This is a genomic window from Armatimonas sp. (genome assembly GCF_043760365.1).
Classification (GTDB): Bacteria; Armatimonadota; Armatimonadia; order Armatimonadales; family Armatimonadaceae; genus Armatimonas.
Genome location: NZ_JAYUPA010000294.1, coordinates 1 through 16,501, shown reverse-complemented (window position 1 = coordinate 16,501; position 16,501 = coordinate 1). Strand labels below are relative to the sequence as shown.

Genomic DNA, 16,501 nt, shown 5'->3' with positions numbered 1-16,501 from the left:
TGCCCGCAAAATAGGGCGATGATTCATAGATCACGGGCACGCGAAGGCGCTCTACTTCCGTTTGCTTTTGGCGGGTGACATCCACATGCACGCGGTCTCGCTTCCCGTTTCTGTCGGAATCGAACTCCGTCTCGACCCAGAGGTTTTCACGAATCCACTCGCTGGCGTTTGCGAATGCGGGGACAACCTGCGCCTGGCCGTCCACAAAGACGGGCTTGGCGGACGCAACCTGTGCTGAGGCCGGAACAGATAACAGTGTGACACTGACAACCCAGGCAAGCAGGGAGCCAGAGCGGCAAAAAGAGGAGGGGGGCATTGACATGATGCTCCGATTATACAGTACTGCGACGAACACCAGCGCCGGGGTATGAACACCCCGGGCACCGCTTCGCTCCTGGCGCAAGCGCCCCGAAGTCGCTCCGCGACATGAGATTTAGAAACAAAGCAAAATAGTTGGGTTATTTGCTTGACATTGATTTGAGACAATGATATTGTTGTGTTGGCTGTTACGCCTCTAATAAACTACAGAACGAAAGAATTACAGAAGGAAAGCAAAATGCATAAGAAAAACAAATTTCTAAAAATCGGTAGAAAGGTTTTCATTGTTCATGATTATGGAATTTTCACCCTCAGGCAACCTTCCTGGTGGTATTCACGAGCCGGAGAGCTGGGCTGAGTTTGTATTGTGCTTTGGGACAAATCCGACGCGTCGTCGTCAAATCGAAGGGCTGAAAGATGCTCTGCGATTGCTCAAAGCGGCAGGCTGTCAAGTTGTTTATGTGAACGGAAGTTTCACGACGGCGAAAGAATTGCCAGGAGATTTTGATGCTTGCTGGGACACAGCAGGCGTTGACTTTGACCGACTCGATGATATTTTCTTTAAGCTGCGCTCTCCTCGAACGAAGATGAAAGCGCGGTTTGGGGGAGAGCTGTTTCCTGCGAACGCCGGGGCAGGCAATGGTGAGGATTTTCTGGAGTTTTTCCAGCACGACCGCAACGGGATACCGAAGGGGATCGTGAGATTGGATTTGAGGAGACTAAATGGCAGCGATCTTGAACCAGCGCCAGTACCGGATCACAAAATCTTGGGTGCGGCGCTTCGAGAAAACACTAGCTGACTTTCTAGGTGCGGAGGCGACGAAGGCGCTTCACCCGAAACAGCGTGAACTAGAGGAAATGGCGATTCGAGGGCAGCTTGAAACGCTTCAGTCCGAAGTGGCGGAGTACGAAGGACTTCTTGCCAATGCCCAGCCGCTCGTCGTGAACTCGATGGGGGACTTGCCGCGTGCGCTGATCCGTGCCCGTATCTCAGCGGACATGACGCAAAAAGAACTCGCGGAACGGCTTGGACTCAAAGAGCAACAGATTCAGCGCTACGAGTCCAGCGAGTACCAGGGGGCAAGTCTGGCACGAATCACCGCGATTATGGCGGCGCTGAATCTGGAACTCGAAGGGATCATGTCGCGGAGCGACTTCGGGGCGGGAGATCGGCGGTTCCGAGGCACCATTTCTCAACCCAGTCCCACTTGCCGTAGCCCCAGTACGGGCTGATATGACCCGCGCCCGTGAGCATCGTACACGCGATTCCGAGGCGCTTGGCGTAGGTTTCCATCTGCTCCCACGTAGCGTAGTCGTCGTCGTTGCCGCCGACCAGGTGCGTGACGGCTGCGGCTTGGGCGATAGCGGTATCATTGAGCGGAGGTGGGAAGAACGTGTCCACTGTGGCGGGAGCGCTCCACGGGGGGATGCCGGGGACGACGTACGGCGGGGCGACCAGCAGCACGCGCTCGGCGAGTTTCTTGCCTGCGCGGGCAGCGACGTGAAGATAGGTGATGGCTCCGAGGCTGTGACAGACAACGGTGAGATTATCGGGATCACCCGCAGTGGCAAACGCGGCTTCGTGGCCTGCAATCCAGAGGTCGAGATTCGGCGCTGTTGGCTCGGGGAGCTTGGGGTAGTGGACGGTCTGGCCCGCCTGGGTGAGCGCGACAGCGAGGTGCTCCTGCCAGTGCTCAGGCTTGTTGCCGCCCCAGCCGTGCAGTATCAGAGTGGATTTGTTCTTGTTATTCATGGGTTGTATTAGACCACAAAATTCCAGCGAAGAAAACGCGGAGGCACAGAGGTACAATCTTGGCATGACGAATCGGAGAGTGATGGTTCTTGTTGGGGTAGTTCTATCGGGAGGCGTGTGTGCGCTGGCCCAGCAGTCCGGGGTTTTGACCGGGAAAGCGGCGCTAGGCGACTGGAGCACCGACGCGCCTGGGGTGCGCCGCAAGCTCACGACGGCGGATCTGCCCAAGCCGTTTGATACGCCGTCGGTGGATCGTGGCCCGCAGTGGGCACCGCGTCCGGAAGGGGCGCTGCCCAAAGCACCCAGCGGATTCAAAGTGACGCGCTATGCCGAGGGACTGGAAGGTCCCCGCGTGGTCCAGACCGCGCCCAACGGGGACTTATTCGTGGTGGAGTCAGATCGTGGCCGCGTGAAACTCATCCGCGATGCCAACGGCGACGGTAAGCCCGAGCTGACTCTTGCGTTTGCAACGCGCCTCAAGCAGCCGTTTGGACTGGCGTTCTACCCTAAGAACAATCCCCGCTGGGTCTATGTTGCTAACACGGACTCGGTGGTGCGTTTTGCCTACCGGGTGGGGGATCTTGCCCCCCGTGGCGAGGCGGAAGTGGTGGTCGGTGATCTCTCTGGCGGCGGGCGACTGCGCGGCGGCGGGCACTGGACACGCGATATCGCCTTCTCTAAAGACGAAAAGCGCATGTTTGTCTCCATTGGCTCGCTCACCAACGTGAACACGGAGAACTTAGACGAAGAGGAGCGCCGCGCCCGAATTTTCTCGTACACACCCGAGGGCAAAGATCGTAAAGTCTACGCATCGGGGATTCGCAACGCGGTAGGCCTCGCGACCAACCCCAAGGACGGCAAGCTCTGGATGAGCGTGAATGAGCGCGACGGCCTGGGGGACATGCTACCCTCAGACTATGTTTCAAGCGTCAAGGAGAATGCGTTCTACGGCTGGCCCTGGTACTACATCGGCAGCAACGAGGACCCGCGCCATGCCGGAAAGCGCCCCGATTTAAAGGGTAAAGTGACTGTTCCCGATGTCCTGCTCCAGTCCCACTCCGCGTCGCTGGACCTGGCGTTCTACACCGGCAGGCGCTTCCCAAAAACCTATCAGGGTGATATCTTCGCCTGTGAGCACGGCTCCTGGAACCGAGCACGGCGCACAGGCTATAAAGTCATTCGTGTACCACTCAAAGACGGCAAGCAGGCCACGGGCGAGTACGAGGACTTTCTGACGGGCTTTGTCGTGGACGAAAACCGGGTCTGGGGCCGCCCTGTCGGGGTGACCGTTGGTTTAGACGAAGCGCTCTACATCACCGATGACTTCTCGGGCTCGGTCTGGAGAGTGGCATGGGGAAAGTAAGGGACTAAGTGAAGTTTTTCCGGCAATGGGCAGGTGTGATCGCGTCGCTGGTTCTGGCGGGATCTGGCTGGCTGGTCAGCCTGGGCGAAGGTCATCTATTCGGACTGCTCCTGATGGCGGTCGGGCTGTTTGCCGCTGCCTGGCAGGCGTGGCAAGTCAAGAAAGAAAGGGGCGACCCGTATGATCTCAACAAGCTCTGGGACTCGCCCTTGCCGGAAGACATCCAGCCCGAAGAGGCACTCTACGAGCCGGATCAAGCCTACTGCCACCGCTGCGGCCACATCGTCCCCGACGACTTCGCCCGCTGCCCGGACTGCGGCGAGCTGGTGCGCTAGTCAGAACCCACCCCGGCTACGAACCCACCCCGGCTACGTTCGTTCCTCACTTCGCCGACCCTCCCTCAGGGCAGGGAGGGTTGCGGAGCAGTTTGCGATAGGCAAAACTGGCCCCAGGCCAATTTTATGGGCCGAGATGCAACAGGATACACAGTGGTGCCCGTTCCTGTTCTCCGTAAATAAGATGCAGAAGACACTTCATGCCAAGACGAAACAGATTGTGGGGCTGGCGAAGCTGCGCTTTCGGAAAGATGCCATCAAGAGCCAGGCGTTTGCCGGGCTACGCGCCGTTGGTACCACCGTGACTCTGACGCGGCGCAGTGCCGATGACCTCGCGGCAGCCTGGGCAAAGGCCGATCCCAGTGGGAGCTACGAGGGGACAAGCCTGGCGGACTACAATGCCCTGCGCACAGCTCTCGACACGGCGCAAGCGAGCCGGGAGAGCGCACGAACGGGTGTCAAGCAGGCCAAGAGGAGCCAGCAGAGCGTGCTCAAAGACATCCACGATGATCTGGTGGCCTGGTACGGCACCGCCACACGGGTTTTTGATACCAACACCGAGACCGGTGCACTGATTCGCGCCAAAATTCCGACGTAAGGCCAGCTCCCTGCGCTTTGACCCACCCTCCTGAACCCTCCCTACCCTCCCTGCCCTGAGGGAGGGTGGCATAGCGAGGAACGAGCGGAGCCGGGTGGGTTCGAGCCGGGTGGGTTCTCAGGCCGCATCAGTGGGAAGTAGATAATATCCCGTATGCTTTGTGCACCCGTGAAGAGCATCGCCACGCGGTCGAGGCCCATCCCGAAGCCGCCCGTCGGGGGCATTCCGTACTCTAAGGCACGGATATAGTCGGCGTCGTAGGGATGCGCCTCTTCATCACCGGCTGCTGCTTGCCCCGCCTGGTTCTCAAAGCGCTCTTTTTGATCCAGCGGATCGTTGATCTCTGAGAAGGCGTTGCCCGTCTCGCGGCCCGCGATGTAGCACTCGAAGCGGCGCGTGAGATGCGGCTCGCCGGGCTTCTTACGGGCCAGCGGGCTGGTCTCGTAGGGGAAGTCCGTGATGAACGTCGGCTGTATCAGGGTGGGTTCGGTCAGAATCTCGTTGAGCTTCTCAATTATCCCGCCGACTGTCGTCTCTTTCTCAGGGTCGCCGCCGACACGGGCAAGCGCTGCTTTTGCGCTCTCTAGGTCCAGAAGCTCACTGCGCACGATGCGGCCCCCCGAGTTCTCCTCAATTCCCTGGAGCATGGGCAGCCGACGCCAGGGCTTGGAAAAATCCAGCTCCGTGCCATCGGGGAGCGTGAGAATATCGCCGCCGATCACGGTGTTGCAGATATGCCGGAACAGCTTCTCGACAATATCCATCATTCCCTCTAGGTTGGTGTAGGCTTCGTAGAGCTCTAGCAGGGTGAACTCCGGGTTGTGGTCGCTGTCCACGCCCTCGTTGCGAAACACGCGTCCGATCTCATAGACTTTCTCGATCCCCCCAACAATCAGGCGCTTGAGCGGTAGCTCCAGCGAGATACGCAGGTGCATTTCCAGCTTCTCAGCATTGTGGAGGGTATTAAATGGCCGCGCTGCCGCACCCGTTGCATCCATCACGAGCACGGGCGTCTCGACTTCTAAGTAGTCAACGCTGTCCAGATACTCCCGAACGGCGCGGGTGACCTGCATACGCTTGCGCAGTACCTCGCGGGCATCGCGGTTGACGAAGAGATCCACGTAGCGCTGACGGTAGCGAATCTCGACGTCTTTCAGCCCGCCCTTGACCTGCTTCTCGCCATTCTTGTAGTACACTTTGGGGAACGGCGGCTGGCGCAGGGCTTTTGCGATCAGCTCCAGGCTCGTGACGCGCACGGCCCAGTCGCCCTTTTGGGTCTGAAAAACCTCGCCCTCGACGCCCACAAAGTCGCCTAGATCCACGAACTCTTTCACGTAGTCCTGAATCGCGGTGGCATCGTCCTTGGAGACAAATACCTGGCCGTCGCCTGATGCGTCTTGCAGGCCCAGAAACGGCAGGCGCAGGCTGCTCACGCGCCCCGCCACTGTCACGACGGTTCCCACGAGCACTTCGTGTTTCTCACGAATCTCGCCGAGCTGACAGGTGCGATCCCAGCGCTCGTGGGCAAACGGATCGCGCCCGTTGGCGCGCAGCGCCTCCAGCTTACGCAGGCGATCCGGGTGAATGGCGCTCATGGCGCTCTCTTCTTCGGTTAACTCAATCTCTTCAGGCATGGTAGCGGTTATTGTATCGTGGGTTCCTACTCCCAGTGCCCGCGCGTGAAGTCGGGGAACTCAACCGGCATATTGCCAAGGCGCACGGAGTCCTCGGAGAGTGGTCCGGGGGCGCTCCAGGCGGCGGCATCGTAGACATCCATATCGGGGACGAGCCCTACGAGCAAGCACTGCACCAGCCGCCAGTTCATGACGAAGTCCATCCCGCCGTGGCCACTGCCGAGTTCTGTGACCTTCTCGCGCAGCTCCTTCCAGAGCGGGTGCTCGAACTCCTCCTTGATGGTCGCGATATCGGCCCACTCACCATGGTGCGGCGTTTTGGGATCGGCCTCTAAAAAGACACCGGCGGGCCAGTCGCGAAACGCGCCTTTGGAGCCCTGGAGCAGCGTCCCTCGGCTGTAGGGGCGCGGCGTCACCACATCGTGCTGGAGCATAATGGTGCGGCCTCTGGCGGTCTGGATCAGGCTGGTGTTCATGTCGCCCGCTTTGTAGAACTCGCCTCTTTTCGCGTTGCCGTCCTCGATAATCACATCGCGGGTCTCGGTCAGGCTGGCCTCGCGGCTACTCATGGAGATCAGGCGCGTGAATCGGTCACCCCGGTGAATCCCCATCGCCTGCGCCACGGGGCCGAGGCCGTGGGTGGGATAAAAATTCCCATCGCTGTTTTTATGCGGCTCACGTCGCCACAGCCCCTCACTCTGGTCGGAGAGGAGCAAGTGCCGCAGATCGTGGATGTAGGCCGCCTCGCCGTGGGTGAGGGTGCCCAGCTTGCCGGTGTGCGCCAGGTGCACCATCATCAGCTCATTGTCGCCGTAGCAGCAGTTTTCGAGCTGAATGCAGTGCCGCCGCGTGCGCTCGCTGGTCTCCACCATCGCCCAGCACTCGTCAATGGTGACGGCGGCGGGCACTTCCACGGCGGCATGCAGTCCGGCCTCCATGGCCGCGACCGCGTAGGGAACATGCTGTGGCCAAGGCGTCGCGATGTAGGCGAGATCCGTTGTGTCGGGGTTCAGCACTTGGCGCACGTCGCCACCGACAATAATCTTCGGCTCCGTCTTGCCCTTCTCCCTAACCACCGTCGCCGCTTTCTGCGCGGCTTCGTCACTCACATCGTAGACAGCAACAACCTGAACTTCGGGGCAGGCGAGCAGCTCGCGCAGCATCCCGCGCCCTCGTCCGCCACAGCCAATCAACGCCAAGCGCACCGTCTCGCGCGGGGCAAACGCCACACCGCGCATGGTTTGTATTGAAGACATGGGGGGATTTTACCTGAAATGGGATGATGAGGACGAGGCAACAAGTTGCTCTCGCTGAGGGCTAGCGCCGGGCACCCCCCGGGTGCGGGAAGAATTCCGAGGGGATTTGCCAGGTGGACTCGACGGAGTCCCACGAACGCTACCAGGCGGCAGAGTTGAAGCCGAAGCGTCTGCCCGTTACCGTCTCTAGCTCTTGGACAATAAATCCACTGTTGAATCGCTTCAAGTCTGGGGAAACTCGCGCGATAGCGAGAGGAACGGCTTCTGGGTCGCCTAGTGCGATCAGCGCCCGAAAGGTTTCGGGGAGTGCGTGGAAGTCCGCCCGCTGAAGACACGCCTTTAAAACAGGAATGGCAGCGGGATCTCCGATGCGCTCGACAGCTCTAGCAGCTTCGGCATCGTACCAGTAATTCTTCGGAGGCTGCTGGAGAACCGCGATGAGGCAAGGAAGCGCAGCAGGGCTACGTATCCAGCCAAGCGCAATAATCGCGAGCCTCATCTCCGCTTGGCTTGGATCTGTCTGAACTGTCTGAACCAGAAAATGATCGTCGGTAATCTCATTGGGGAGCACTTCTTGTTGCGCCAGGCCGATTGCGCCCGCAAGCCGCGCGAGAGGCTCCGTTCGTGCGTAAAGCTCCCGTAAAATCTCTCTCGCGGCTTCGGTTTGAATGCCGCCAAGCACATCGGCAATCCAAAACGCGCTTCTTGGGTTGAGGTGGACGAAGTCCTGAGATTCTTTTTGGAGAAAAGGTAGAATCTGGTCTCCATACGCAATGGCTTTCTCTTTTGCTCGCATTCCAAACTTAAGGTCATGGAGAAGAATGCTTGCTGTCTCTGCCGGTGTCCCTCCCGGCCATGACGCGTTGTGTTGGAAACTACGTAGCCAGTAGATCGCCGCTGTGAGTATTGCCAGCAACAGCCCCAGAAAAATGAACAATAATACTCTCAGCATCTTAGGGAGATTATATCGAAGCTGATCCCGTCCGTGAGGACGACTGGCGAAGCCCTCAGCGAGAGCAACTTGTTGCCTCGAATTAGGTACAATTTCGCCCATGAAAGATTTTTCGTTTCCCGGACGGATCGCGGGGCTGCGGGCGCGGTTCGACCTAGAGGCCGCGAAGTTTCAGGGGATTGACGCGCTCATCGTCTCCCATCCGGAGAACGTGCGTTATTTGACGGGCTTCTCGGGCTCCAGCGGGCTTGTCGTGCTGACCAAGACCGATGCTTTGTTCTTCACCGATGGTCGCTATGCCGTCCAAGCCGAGCGTGAGGTTCCAGGTTTCGAGCGGGTTGTGCTGCCTGCGGGGAGCATTTTATTGGTCGCGGCGGGAGATTGGCTCCGGGAGCAGGGCGAGACAGAAAACGTCTCTTGTATTGGGTTTGAGGCCGACCATATTCCCTACAGTGCCTACCGCACGCTGGAGCAGACACTCGATCCAGATGATCGGGCGCAGCAGGCCGTTTTCGCTCGCTCGGGCGATGTCGAGGCACTTCGGGCGATTAAAGACGCCAGCGAGGTGGCGAAGATCCGCGCGGCCTGTCAGCTCGCCGATGCGTGTTTTGCACATCTTTGCGAGTTTATTCAGCCGGGCATGACCGAGGCGCGGGTGGCGTGGGAGATGGAGTCGTATTTTCGGACGCACGGGGCGCAAAAATTAAGCTTCGATCCGATTGTGGGCAGCGGCGCAAACTCCGCGTTGATCCACGGACGGGCTTCGGATCGCGTGATCGGGTCGTCGGGCGGGCCGGAGTTTGTTTTGATGGACTTTGGCTGCGTCCTGGATGGCTACTGCTCGGATATCACGCGCACCGTGGTGATTGGCGGGGAACCGACGGCAAAAATGCGGCATCTCTACGACTCGGTTTTAGGTGCCCAGCTCGCAGCACTTGCGGCGATCAAACCCGGTGTCGAAGGGAAAAGCGTGGATGCTCTGGCACGCGAAATGCTCAAAGACGCGGGCTATGGCGAGATGCCGCACGGGCTGGGGCATGGGTTGGGGCGCGTGGTTCATGATCTGCCGCTACCGACATTCTCGCCCAAGGCAACAGTGGTCTTGGCGGCGGGTATGGTCGCGACCGTGGAGCCAGGTATCTATATTGAGGGGCTTGGTGGCGTGCGGATCGAGGACGACGTGCTTGTTACGGAATCTGGCTGCGAGCGGCTGACGCTGGCGACCAAGGAGCTTATTGTTCTTGGGAACTAATACCCTGGCCTAGTTGTAACGTGTGTGGAAGATTTTCTAAGAACGTTTGGAGGAAATAAAGATGAGTGCAGCAGTAGCGGTGACAGCCGCCGATTTTGAGACGACGGTTTTGAAGTCCGAGGTTCCGGTTCTGGTTGATTTCTGGGCGCCCTGGTGTGGCCCGTGCCGCCGGATCGCGCCGGAGCTCGATGCCGTGGCGGAGCAGCTTGGCGATAAAGTCAAGATTGTGAAGCTGAACGTGGACGAGGAGCCGGATCTGGCGGGCCAGTACGGGATTCAGAGCATTCCCGCACTCTTGATCTTCAAGGGGGGCAAGCAAGTGGACGGCATGGTCGGGCTTGCGCCACGTCAGGTAATCGCCGAGAAACTTACCGCCCACATCTAAAGCGTTCAATAGAATTAGGCGTCTGCGTGCCATTGCAGACGCCTAATTCTATTGGTGGCGGTTAAAAATCCATGAATGCGCCGGGCGTTTTGCGGCGGTATAACAAGAGAGTGCGAATTCTTTTAGTCGAAGATGAAGCCCCGATCGCCGCTGTGGTGAAACGGGGGCTGGAGCGCGCAGGCTATCAGGTAGACGTTGCGGAGGATGGCTTGAGCGGCTGGGAGCGGGCGATCGAGGGGGGCTACTCCCTCATCCTGCTGGACTTGATGCTGCCGGGTCTGGATGGCCTGGAGATATGCCGCCGCCTGCGTGCCCGACGAGAGCGCACGCCCATTCTCATGCTGACTGCACGTGATGCCGTTCCCGAGCGCGTGAAAGGGCTGGAAGCGGGGGCCGATGACTACCTTCCTAAGCCCTTTGCTTTTGAGGAGCTACTGGCACGGGTGCGCGCACTGCTCCGTCGCGAGGGTGTGAATAAGAGTAGCATCATCGTGATTCGGGATCTGCAGATAGACACCACCCTGCGGCATGTACTACGTGGCGGCGAGGAGCTGGCGCTGACGCCTAGGGAGTATAGCCTGCTGGAGGCACTCGCCAAAAACGAAGGCCGCGCCCTCACCCGCGAGACGATTTTGGAGCGCATCTGGGGCGACGAAGGGCGCACGGGTTCCAACACCGTGGATGTCTATATCACCATGCTCCGTCGCAAAATAGACATAGACGCTGACGTAAAGCTAATCCATACCGTTCACGGGATAGGCTACGTCCTACGCCGTCCCCCCGAAGAGGAAATCGAAGCATCATGAGTGTCCGTGTTCGTCTGACGTTGTTAAATATGCTCGTTTTTGCACTGGCACTCGGAGTTTTCGGGAGCATGGTGCGCGTCCAGGTAGAGAATAATCTAATCAGCGGTGTGGATCGTAACTTGCACAGCGAGCGCCCGAGTCGTCGCGAACGACCACGGAGCGAACCTAATAAACCATTTTCTCTAACCGAGATCCGCGCGAATTTTGCAAAATCGAAGATTAGATACAATGATTCGGATTTACCAGTGTGGCCTATATATCTAATGTCCGGCATCAACGCACTTGATGGGGTTTCCTCAGCTCATGATTTCGACGGAATAAAGAAATGTATTGTGCTAGGTACTCCTGTTTGGACGACGTTTAAGGGATTCCGCTCCTGCACTACTAAGATCAAGGTTGACAGCGGCCCGGAGCTCTATTTCCAGCGTTCTGAGTCATTGGCACAGGTTCATGCGGAATTAAATCGGCTGACACGTACTTTGTTTACGATGGTTCCGATTGCTCTTTTGATTGCAGGGGCTGCCGGGATGTTTTTGACGGGCCGGGCGCTGGCTCCTATTCGTGCGGTCACTCAGGCGGCGGGACGAATCGGTGTCGAGGATCTCTCCGAGCGACTGCCCGTGCACGGCAAAGATGAGTTCGCACGGCTGGGGCAGACTTTTAATGGAATGTTGGCTCGGCTTGAGGCCTCGTTTGAGCGGCAAAAACGCTTTGTTGCCGATGCCTCCCACGAGCTGAAGACGCCTGTCACGGTGATCAAGGCCAACTCCAGCCTCGCTCTCTCGGACCCCGACCTAACCCCGGACTACCGAGAGACTCTGGTGGAGATTGACCGCGCTGCGGATCGGACGGCGCGCATCGTTCAGGACTTGCTTTTGCTGGCGCGTACGGATCACGGGCAGCTTCCGCTCAAAGAGTCCGAAGTGCGACTAGAGACCCTTTTTACGGGAACAGTCTCGGAAGCACGAAAACTTTACACGGATGGGGCGCAGATCGCTGTTCAGGTCAGCAAAGAGGCGGTCTGGGGGGATGTGCATCTTCTCCACCGACTGCTGCTCAACTTGCTAGACAATGCCCTGCGGCATACCCCCAAAGACGGCACGATTCAGGTGACGGCTTTAGCCGATGGTTTTTCGGTATCGGATTCCGGCGAAGGGATCTCACCTGAGCATCTCGCACACCTGGGCGAGCGCTTCTACCGAGTAGACAGCGCCCGTGCCCGCACCGGGGGCGGCACAGGTCTGGGACTGGCGATCAGCCGCGCGATTGCCGAAGCGCACGGTGGCACTCTGGAGATTCAGAGCGAACTCGGTAAGGGAACCACCGCTCGCGTGACCCTAGCGGCGCACAAGTAGCCTACTTCCAACCCGCTCCGAGCCGTCGGGGAGGAGCAAGCGGATCTCTAGGAGCGCCTCGCTTGTGATCTCTTCTAGTGCCTCACGCGTCACGGGATCGGAGATTGCAAGCAGCAGAGGAGTGGTCTCTGGCGCAATGGACTCCAGCAAACCGGCGATCCAGTGCACAATCACGGCGGCTTTCTGTGTCTGGCTCTCGTAGGTTGCCGTGTCCAGCAGGTCTTGGGCGGTTTCCAGTAGGTAAGAAAGTAGCTTTTCCGGAGGCATTACACCAAGGTATACCACGTTCTGCGGGTTGCTCTGGTGACAACTCCCCACGCATAAATGCGGGGCTTCTTGGAGGTCAAGCCTCGACGCACTGTTGCCCCAGTGCGATCTTAAGAATGTTAAGCGAGGCATTTAAATCACGATCCCAAGACTGCCTACAACACGGACAATTGTAGATTCGCTCCGAAAGAGCCATCTTTTGCCGGTGTCCACACTGGTGGCAGTCTTGGGAGGTATACGCAGGGTTGACTTTAACTAAATGACGACCGGCACATTCTGCCTTGTACGACAAACAGTCAAAGAACTTAGACCACGACGCATCTAAAATACTTTTTGCTAAACAATGGTTATGCACCATTCGGCTCGAATGAATATCTTCAACCGCTATGTAGCCAAAACGATTGATGATTCGACGCGATACCTGGTGCGTGAAGTTATGCCTTCTATTTCTAATACGAGCGTGAACTCTGGCAACCATTTTCTTGCGTTTACGCCGCTGAACAGTGTCTTTCTCTTCTTTACTTAACTGTCTTTGGACTTTACCTAGATCCTTTTCGTCTTGTCTAAAGAACTTAGGGTTTGCTATAGCTTCATTTGTGGAGAGAAACGCAAATTTTTTGAGACCGACATCAATGCCAACAATTTCAGAGGAATCGGGCAGCCCTGAGGTATCTTCAACTTCACAGCTAAACGTCGCCCACCACTTCCCGGTTGAATCACATTTGATTGTGCAAGTTTTAGGAATTCCCTCAAGAGGCCGATGGAGCTTAACCTTGACTTGCCCCACTTTAGAAAGAGACAAAGTCTCACCTTCGAGCTTGCAACCACTGGGGACTTGAGGATAGGTGAATGAATCGTATCTCTCTGTGCCCCTGAATCTGGGATAGCCCGGTGCCTTTTCATCGGTTTGCACTCTGCTGTCTCTGGCTTTAACTCTTCTGAAGAAAGCCTTCATTGCGAGGTCAAGGCGAAGGGCAACATTTTGGAGGACTTGTGAGTGCGTTTTTTTAAGGGAAGGTCTTTCTTGTTTAAGCTGTGGATAGGTTTCCTGCTGTTGATAGAGAGTTAGGGTTGTGGTGTTTGCCTCATAGGCTTCTTTTCTTTTCTCTAACAAGTGATTATAGAGCCAACGGCACTCCTGGAGAATAGTTGTGAGTATTGTCTGCTGTGCTTTTGTTGGATACAACCTGTATTTAAAAGCCTTACGCACGATTCCTACATTCTATCATAACTAAAAACAAAAAGCAAACGCTTTGTTTGTTGTCCGATTATTGCCTTTATGAGAGGACGCACCTTAATCCCCACGGCTGAAGCCGGGGGCCTTACGGTACTTTCTGGTAAACTGGAAGGCATGGCAACTGTGACTACGGCCTCTGGCCTTCAATATGAAGATATCGTCGTTGGTGAGGGTGACGCTCCTGTCGTGGGGCGTGGGGTTTCTGTCCACTACACCGGCACTCTGCTCGATGGCAGCAAGTTTGATTCCTCACGTGATCGGAACCAGCCGTTTGTCTTTACGCTGGGAGTCGGGATGGTGATCAAGGGTTGGGACGAAGGTGTCGCGGGCATGAAAGTTGGAGGGCGACGTACTCTGACGATCCCGAGCGATCTTGCGTACGGTGCGCGGGGTGCGGGCGGCGTGATTCCACCAAATGCGACTCTTATTTTCGATGTCGAATTACTCGCGGTAAAATAAGGCTGATGCGACAACCTCTCTTCCTGGCGGCTCTTCTAGCCGCGCTCCCTTTCTCGGTGTTCAGTGGCTGCGGCGGTGGTGATAGTACCAGTGTGTCAGCGGCCACAACTCCTGTCAAGCTAGATATCGTGTGGGCGGCACGGAGCCGAAGCCTTAGTGCGCCGTCGTCCGCGCTCTCCGCCGTTGTCTCGCTGAAACAGGGAGCCTTTCCCGCGATCAACCGAAACGATGATTCCGCAGGCTATACCCAGAGCTACGTCTCGCCCACTAATGTGCCACCGGGGCCAAACGTGCTGAATGTCACTTTCTATGCGGGAAAGAATGGCAGTGGCGCGGTGGTGGGAACGGCGAGCAAGACCGTTAATCTTGCGAGCGATGGTACCGGGGCGGGAGATGTTCTGCTAGTAGGCAAGGTGCAGACGGTTGCAATTACCAGCCCCGCACGGATTACTGTGGGGCAGAGCACCGACCTGGGCCTCTCGGCGACGGATGGTAACGGAGCGAGCGTCGCGATCTCCACAGGCTCGGCAACCTATACCGTGCTCAGTGGGAGCGAGGTGGTCAGCCTGACACCTGATGGTAAGCTCACCGCTAAGGCAGTGGGGGTGGCGCGTGTGCAGGCGGTTCTTGACGCAAAGACTAGCGCGTCGTTTGAGATCGAAGTTAGGGCACCGGGCACCGCGACGGCAGTCATTGCGGCTGGCCAGAGCGTCAAGCTCGGCGAGAGCAAGCAGCTCGACTTCAGCTTCACCGATGCCGATGGTAACCCAATCAGCTACGATCCCGCCCAGCGCACCTTCGAGATAACCAGCGGGGGGGATACGGCCAGCGTTGATAGCGCGGGGAACGTGACGGCGTCAAAAGTAGGAGTCCTGAAGCTCAAGGCGAAAATTCCGGGCTTGGAGAGCGCGGAAACCACGGTCAGTATCCTGCCTAGCGGAAGCTTTACTCTCTCACTACCCGCTGAGCAAGTGGTTAAGGTTACGGAGACTAAAAACCTCACCGTCACCGTAAAGGACAGTGGAGGCAATGTGATTCCCTTAGGCACGGGGGGCGCCAGCTTCAGCATCACACGAGGAGGCGAGTCGCTAACTCTCACCAGTGCAGGAGCGGCAACAGGAGTTGCGGCAGGTTATGCCGTCGTCCGTGTGAGTGTCGCAGGCAGCACCAGCGAGTCGCAGGCGGTCTTTGTCGGGGATGTCGTGACAAATCCTAGTGGTTTGAAATACATTGAGAAAACAGTGGGAACGGGCGTGGTGCCCTCGAACGGCCAGACGGCGGTGGTGAACTACACGGGAGCCTTGCTCAACGGCACGATCTTCGACTCGTCGCTGAATCCAGGGCGTACTCCCTTTAGTGTTAAGCTGGGGGCAAGCCAGGTGATCAAGGGCTTCGAGGAGGGCATCTCCACAATGAAAGTGGGAGGGAAACGCTTGTTGATCATTCCCTCAGAACTTGGTTATGGTGCAACGGGCTCGGGCGCAAGTATCCCGCCCAACAGCACGTTGATTTTTGATCTTGAGCTTTTGGAGGTTAACTCGTAAACCGCTATGAATCGTAATCCTTTTATCAAGCCCGTGGTGATTGTCTTAGGCATTTTTGTTGCTCTGTTTGTCGTTGGGAAGTTCTTCGCTCCCAAAGATCCTCCTCCTCCTGTTGAGGCAACCCCGAATCCAGCATCCACCACCGCGGAGGCGACCAACCGTAAAACAGAGTTTGATAAGAAGACAGCAGCAGAGGCAATGGCCAATGGGGAAAAGGCCAAGCTCGGGCCCAAGGCAGTGACGACAAAGTCGGGTCTCAAGTACGAAGACTTAGTGGTTGGAACGGGGAAAGAGGCCAAAAACGGCACTACCGTGGATGTCCTCTACACGGGCTGGCTCACCGATGGTACCAAGTTCGATTCCTCGGCGGATCATAATAATGAGCCGTATTCCTTGTCCCTACCAGGTCAAGTCGTCGAAGGCTGGAACGAAGGGATTCCTGGGATGAAAGAGGGCGGCAAGCGCAAGCTTGTTATTCCGGCAGCCCTGGGCTACGGAGAGGCGGGTCAGGGGACAATCCCTCCGGGAGCGACACTCGTTTTTGAAATCGAGCTCCTGAAAGTGAAGTAGCGCTTGTCTACATCCACGGGAACGGTCAGACATAAGAAGCGCGGTAAAGGCGGCTGTTGCGGTTGCCTAGTTGTGCTCCTTCTGCTTCTAGGGGGGAGCCTCTGGCTCGCACGAAAGTGGGCACCCAATCACCTGAACCGTGGGCTTGCTTGGAGCCGTAGCCAGGTTGTGGCAAAGTACCCAGCGCTGGATCGTTGGCTCCCCAAGGCACCGGGAGCCACCCCTCCGTCGGTTTTTGAGCCCACTACTGCGCCTCCGCAACCGACAGCGTCCAGTCCGTCCCCGCAGCCACTGACGAGCCCGTCGCCCATACCGCAGCCCGTGGCCGCTGCATTAGACGCAAGTTCGCCCGTGGATGTGGTGGTTGGTACCGGTCAAGAGGCAAAGCTTGGGCAGACCGTCGTGGTTCGCTACAGT

18 protein-coding genes and 2 pseudogenes are annotated in these 16,501 nt (G+C 57.7%); 13 read left to right on the top strand and 7 right to left on the bottom strand.

The window, feature by feature from the left end:
• Positions 1-316, bottom strand: a pseudogene (locus ACH2EH_RS07100) (Xaa-Pro dipeptidyl-peptidase); the annotation flags it as partial.
• 298 nt (positions 317-614) lie between these two features.
• On the opposite strand from ACH2EH_RS07100, the gene ACH2EH_RS07095 reads away from it, so the two are divergent.
• Positions 615-1,118 carry a DUF6932 family protein gene (locus ACH2EH_RS07095; protein ID WP_395140267.1) on the top strand — a complete coding sequence of 168 codons (504 nt, stop codon included), beginning with the start codon at positions 615-617 and terminating at the stop codon, positions 1,116-1,118.
• Positions 1,042-1,551, top strand: coding sequence for a helix-turn-helix transcriptional regulator (locus ACH2EH_RS07090; protein ID WP_395140265.1), 510 nt, complete (start codon positions 1,042-1,044; stop codon positions 1,549-1,551). The genes ACH2EH_RS07095 and ACH2EH_RS07090 overlap by 77 nt, the downstream gene beginning before the upstream one ends.
• On the opposite strand, the gene ACH2EH_RS07085 is transcribed toward ACH2EH_RS07090, so the two are convergent.
• The gene (locus tag ACH2EH_RS07085) at positions 1,457-2,071 is read right to left on the bottom strand and encodes an RBBP9/YdeN family alpha/beta hydrolase (protein ID WP_395140263.1); all 615 of its coding nucleotides are present in this window, start codon (positions 2,069-2,071) and stop codon (positions 1,457-1,459) included. The two genes, ACH2EH_RS07090 and ACH2EH_RS07085, sit on opposite strands and share 95 nt — an antisense overlap.
• A 64-nt stretch (positions 2,072-2,135) precedes the next feature.
• On the opposite strand from ACH2EH_RS07085, the gene ACH2EH_RS07080 reads away from it, so the two are divergent.
• The 3 genes from ACH2EH_RS07080 (at position 2,136) to ACH2EH_RS07070 (ending at position 4,367) form a co-directional block, all read left to right on the top strand.
• Entirely contained in the window at positions 2,136-3,434 is a 1,299-nt protein-coding gene (locus ACH2EH_RS07080; protein ID WP_395140261.1) for a PQQ-dependent sugar dehydrogenase, read from the top strand.
• 8 nt (positions 3,435-3,442) lie between these two features.
• Positions 3,443-3,769, top strand: a complete 327-nt coding sequence (locus ACH2EH_RS07075) for a hypothetical protein (RefSeq protein WP_395140259.1) — start codon at positions 3,443-3,445, stop codon at positions 3,767-3,769.
• A 184-nt stretch (positions 3,770-3,953) separates the two neighbouring features.
• Positions 3,954-4,367 (top strand): hypothetical protein, encoded by a 414-nt coding sequence (locus ACH2EH_RS07070; protein WP_395140257.1) that lies wholly within the window; start codon positions 3,954-3,956, stop codon positions 4,365-4,367.
• A 41-nt stretch (positions 4,368-4,408) separates the two neighbouring features.
• Here the strand turns inward: ACH2EH_RS07070 and lysS are convergent, their stop codons facing one another.
• The 3 genes from lysS to ACH2EH_RS07055 all read right to left on the bottom strand — a co-directional run bounded on the left by lysS (position 4,409) and on the right by ACH2EH_RS07055 (position 8,311).
• Positions 4,409-6,001, bottom strand: a complete 1,593-nt coding sequence (gene lysS / locus ACH2EH_RS07065; RefSeq protein ID WP_395140255.1) for a lysine--tRNA ligase — start codon at positions 5,999-6,001, stop codon at positions 4,409-4,411.
• Between the two features lie 26 nt (positions 6,002-6,027).
• On the bottom strand, positions 6,028-7,257 hold the full coding sequence (locus tag ACH2EH_RS07060; protein WP_395140254.1) for a Gfo/Idh/MocA family protein: 1,230 nt from the start codon (positions 7,255-7,257) through the stop codon (positions 6,028-6,030).
• A 139-nt stretch (positions 7,258-7,396) separates the two neighbouring features.
• Positions 7,397-8,311 carry a HEAT repeat domain-containing protein gene (locus ACH2EH_RS07055; protein WP_395140252.1) on the bottom strand — a complete coding sequence of 305 codons (915 nt, stop codon included), beginning with the start codon at positions 8,309-8,311 and terminating at the stop codon, positions 7,397-7,399.
• On the opposite strand from ACH2EH_RS07055, the gene ACH2EH_RS07050 reads away from it, so the two are divergent.
• From ACH2EH_RS07050 to ACH2EH_RS07035, 4 genes are all read left to right on the top strand, one after another.
• Entirely contained in the window at positions 8,310-9,461 is a 1,152-nt protein-coding gene (locus tag ACH2EH_RS07050; RefSeq protein ID WP_395140250.1) for a M24 family metallopeptidase, read from the top strand. The two genes, ACH2EH_RS07055 and ACH2EH_RS07050, sit on opposite strands and share 2 nt — an antisense overlap.
• 61 nt (positions 9,462-9,522) lie before the next feature.
• Positions 9,523-9,846: a thioredoxin gene (gene trxA / locus ACH2EH_RS07045; protein WP_309689657.1), complete on the top strand. Its 324-nt coding sequence runs from the start codon at positions 9,523-9,525 to the stop codon at positions 9,844-9,846.
• A gap of 110 nt (positions 9,847-9,956) precedes the next feature.
• Complete coding sequence (locus ACH2EH_RS07040; RefSeq protein ID WP_395140248.1) at positions 9,957-10,652, top strand: response regulator transcription factor; 696 nt, start codon at positions 9,957-9,959, stop codon at positions 10,650-10,652.
• A 332-nt stretch (positions 10,653-10,984) separates the two neighbouring features.
• On the top strand, positions 10,985-12,007 hold the full coding sequence (locus tag ACH2EH_RS07035) for a sensor histidine kinase (protein WP_395140246.1): 1,023 nt from the start codon (positions 10,985-10,987) through the stop codon (positions 12,005-12,007).
• On the opposite strand, the gene ACH2EH_RS07030 is transcribed toward ACH2EH_RS07035, so the two are convergent.
• Both ACH2EH_RS07030 and ACH2EH_RS07025 read right to left on the bottom strand, forming a co-directional pair.
• Positions 11,990-12,274 carry a hypothetical protein gene (locus tag ACH2EH_RS07030; RefSeq protein ID WP_395140244.1) on the bottom strand — a complete coding sequence of 95 codons (285 nt, stop codon included), beginning with the start codon at positions 12,272-12,274 and terminating at the stop codon, positions 11,990-11,992. The genes ACH2EH_RS07035 and ACH2EH_RS07030 overlap by 18 nt on opposite strands.
• Before the next feature lie 76 nt (positions 12,275-12,350).
• On the bottom strand, positions 12,351-13,484 hold the full coding sequence (locus tag ACH2EH_RS07025; RefSeq protein ID WP_395140242.1) for an RNA-guided endonuclease InsQ/TnpB family protein: 1,134 nt from the start codon (positions 13,482-13,484) through the stop codon (positions 12,351-12,353).
• A 69-nt stretch (positions 13,485-13,553) separates the two neighbouring features.
• On the opposite strand from ACH2EH_RS07025, the gene ACH2EH_RS07020 reads away from it, so the two are divergent.
• The 4 genes and pseudogenes from ACH2EH_RS07020 to ACH2EH_RS07005 form a co-directional block, all read left to right on the top strand.
• Positions 13,554-13,970, top strand: a complete 417-nt coding sequence (locus ACH2EH_RS07020; RefSeq protein WP_395140240.1) for an FKBP-type peptidyl-prolyl cis-trans isomerase — start codon at positions 13,554-13,556, stop codon at positions 13,968-13,970.
• Between the two features lie 1,067 nt (positions 13,971-15,037).
• Positions 15,038-15,514, top strand: a complete 477-nt coding sequence (locus tag ACH2EH_RS07015) for an FKBP-type peptidyl-prolyl cis-trans isomerase (RefSeq protein WP_395140270.1) — start codon at positions 15,038-15,040, stop codon at positions 15,512-15,514.
• Between the two features lie 198 nt (positions 15,515-15,712).
• On the top strand, positions 15,713-16,084 hold the full coding sequence (locus ACH2EH_RS07010) for an FKBP-type peptidyl-prolyl cis-trans isomerase (RefSeq protein WP_395140269.1): 372 nt from the start codon (positions 15,713-15,715) through the stop codon (positions 16,082-16,084).
• Positions 16,085-16,156: 72 nt separating this feature from the next.
• A pseudogene (locus ACH2EH_RS07005) lies at positions 16,157-16,501 on the top strand (hypothetical protein); the annotation flags it as partial.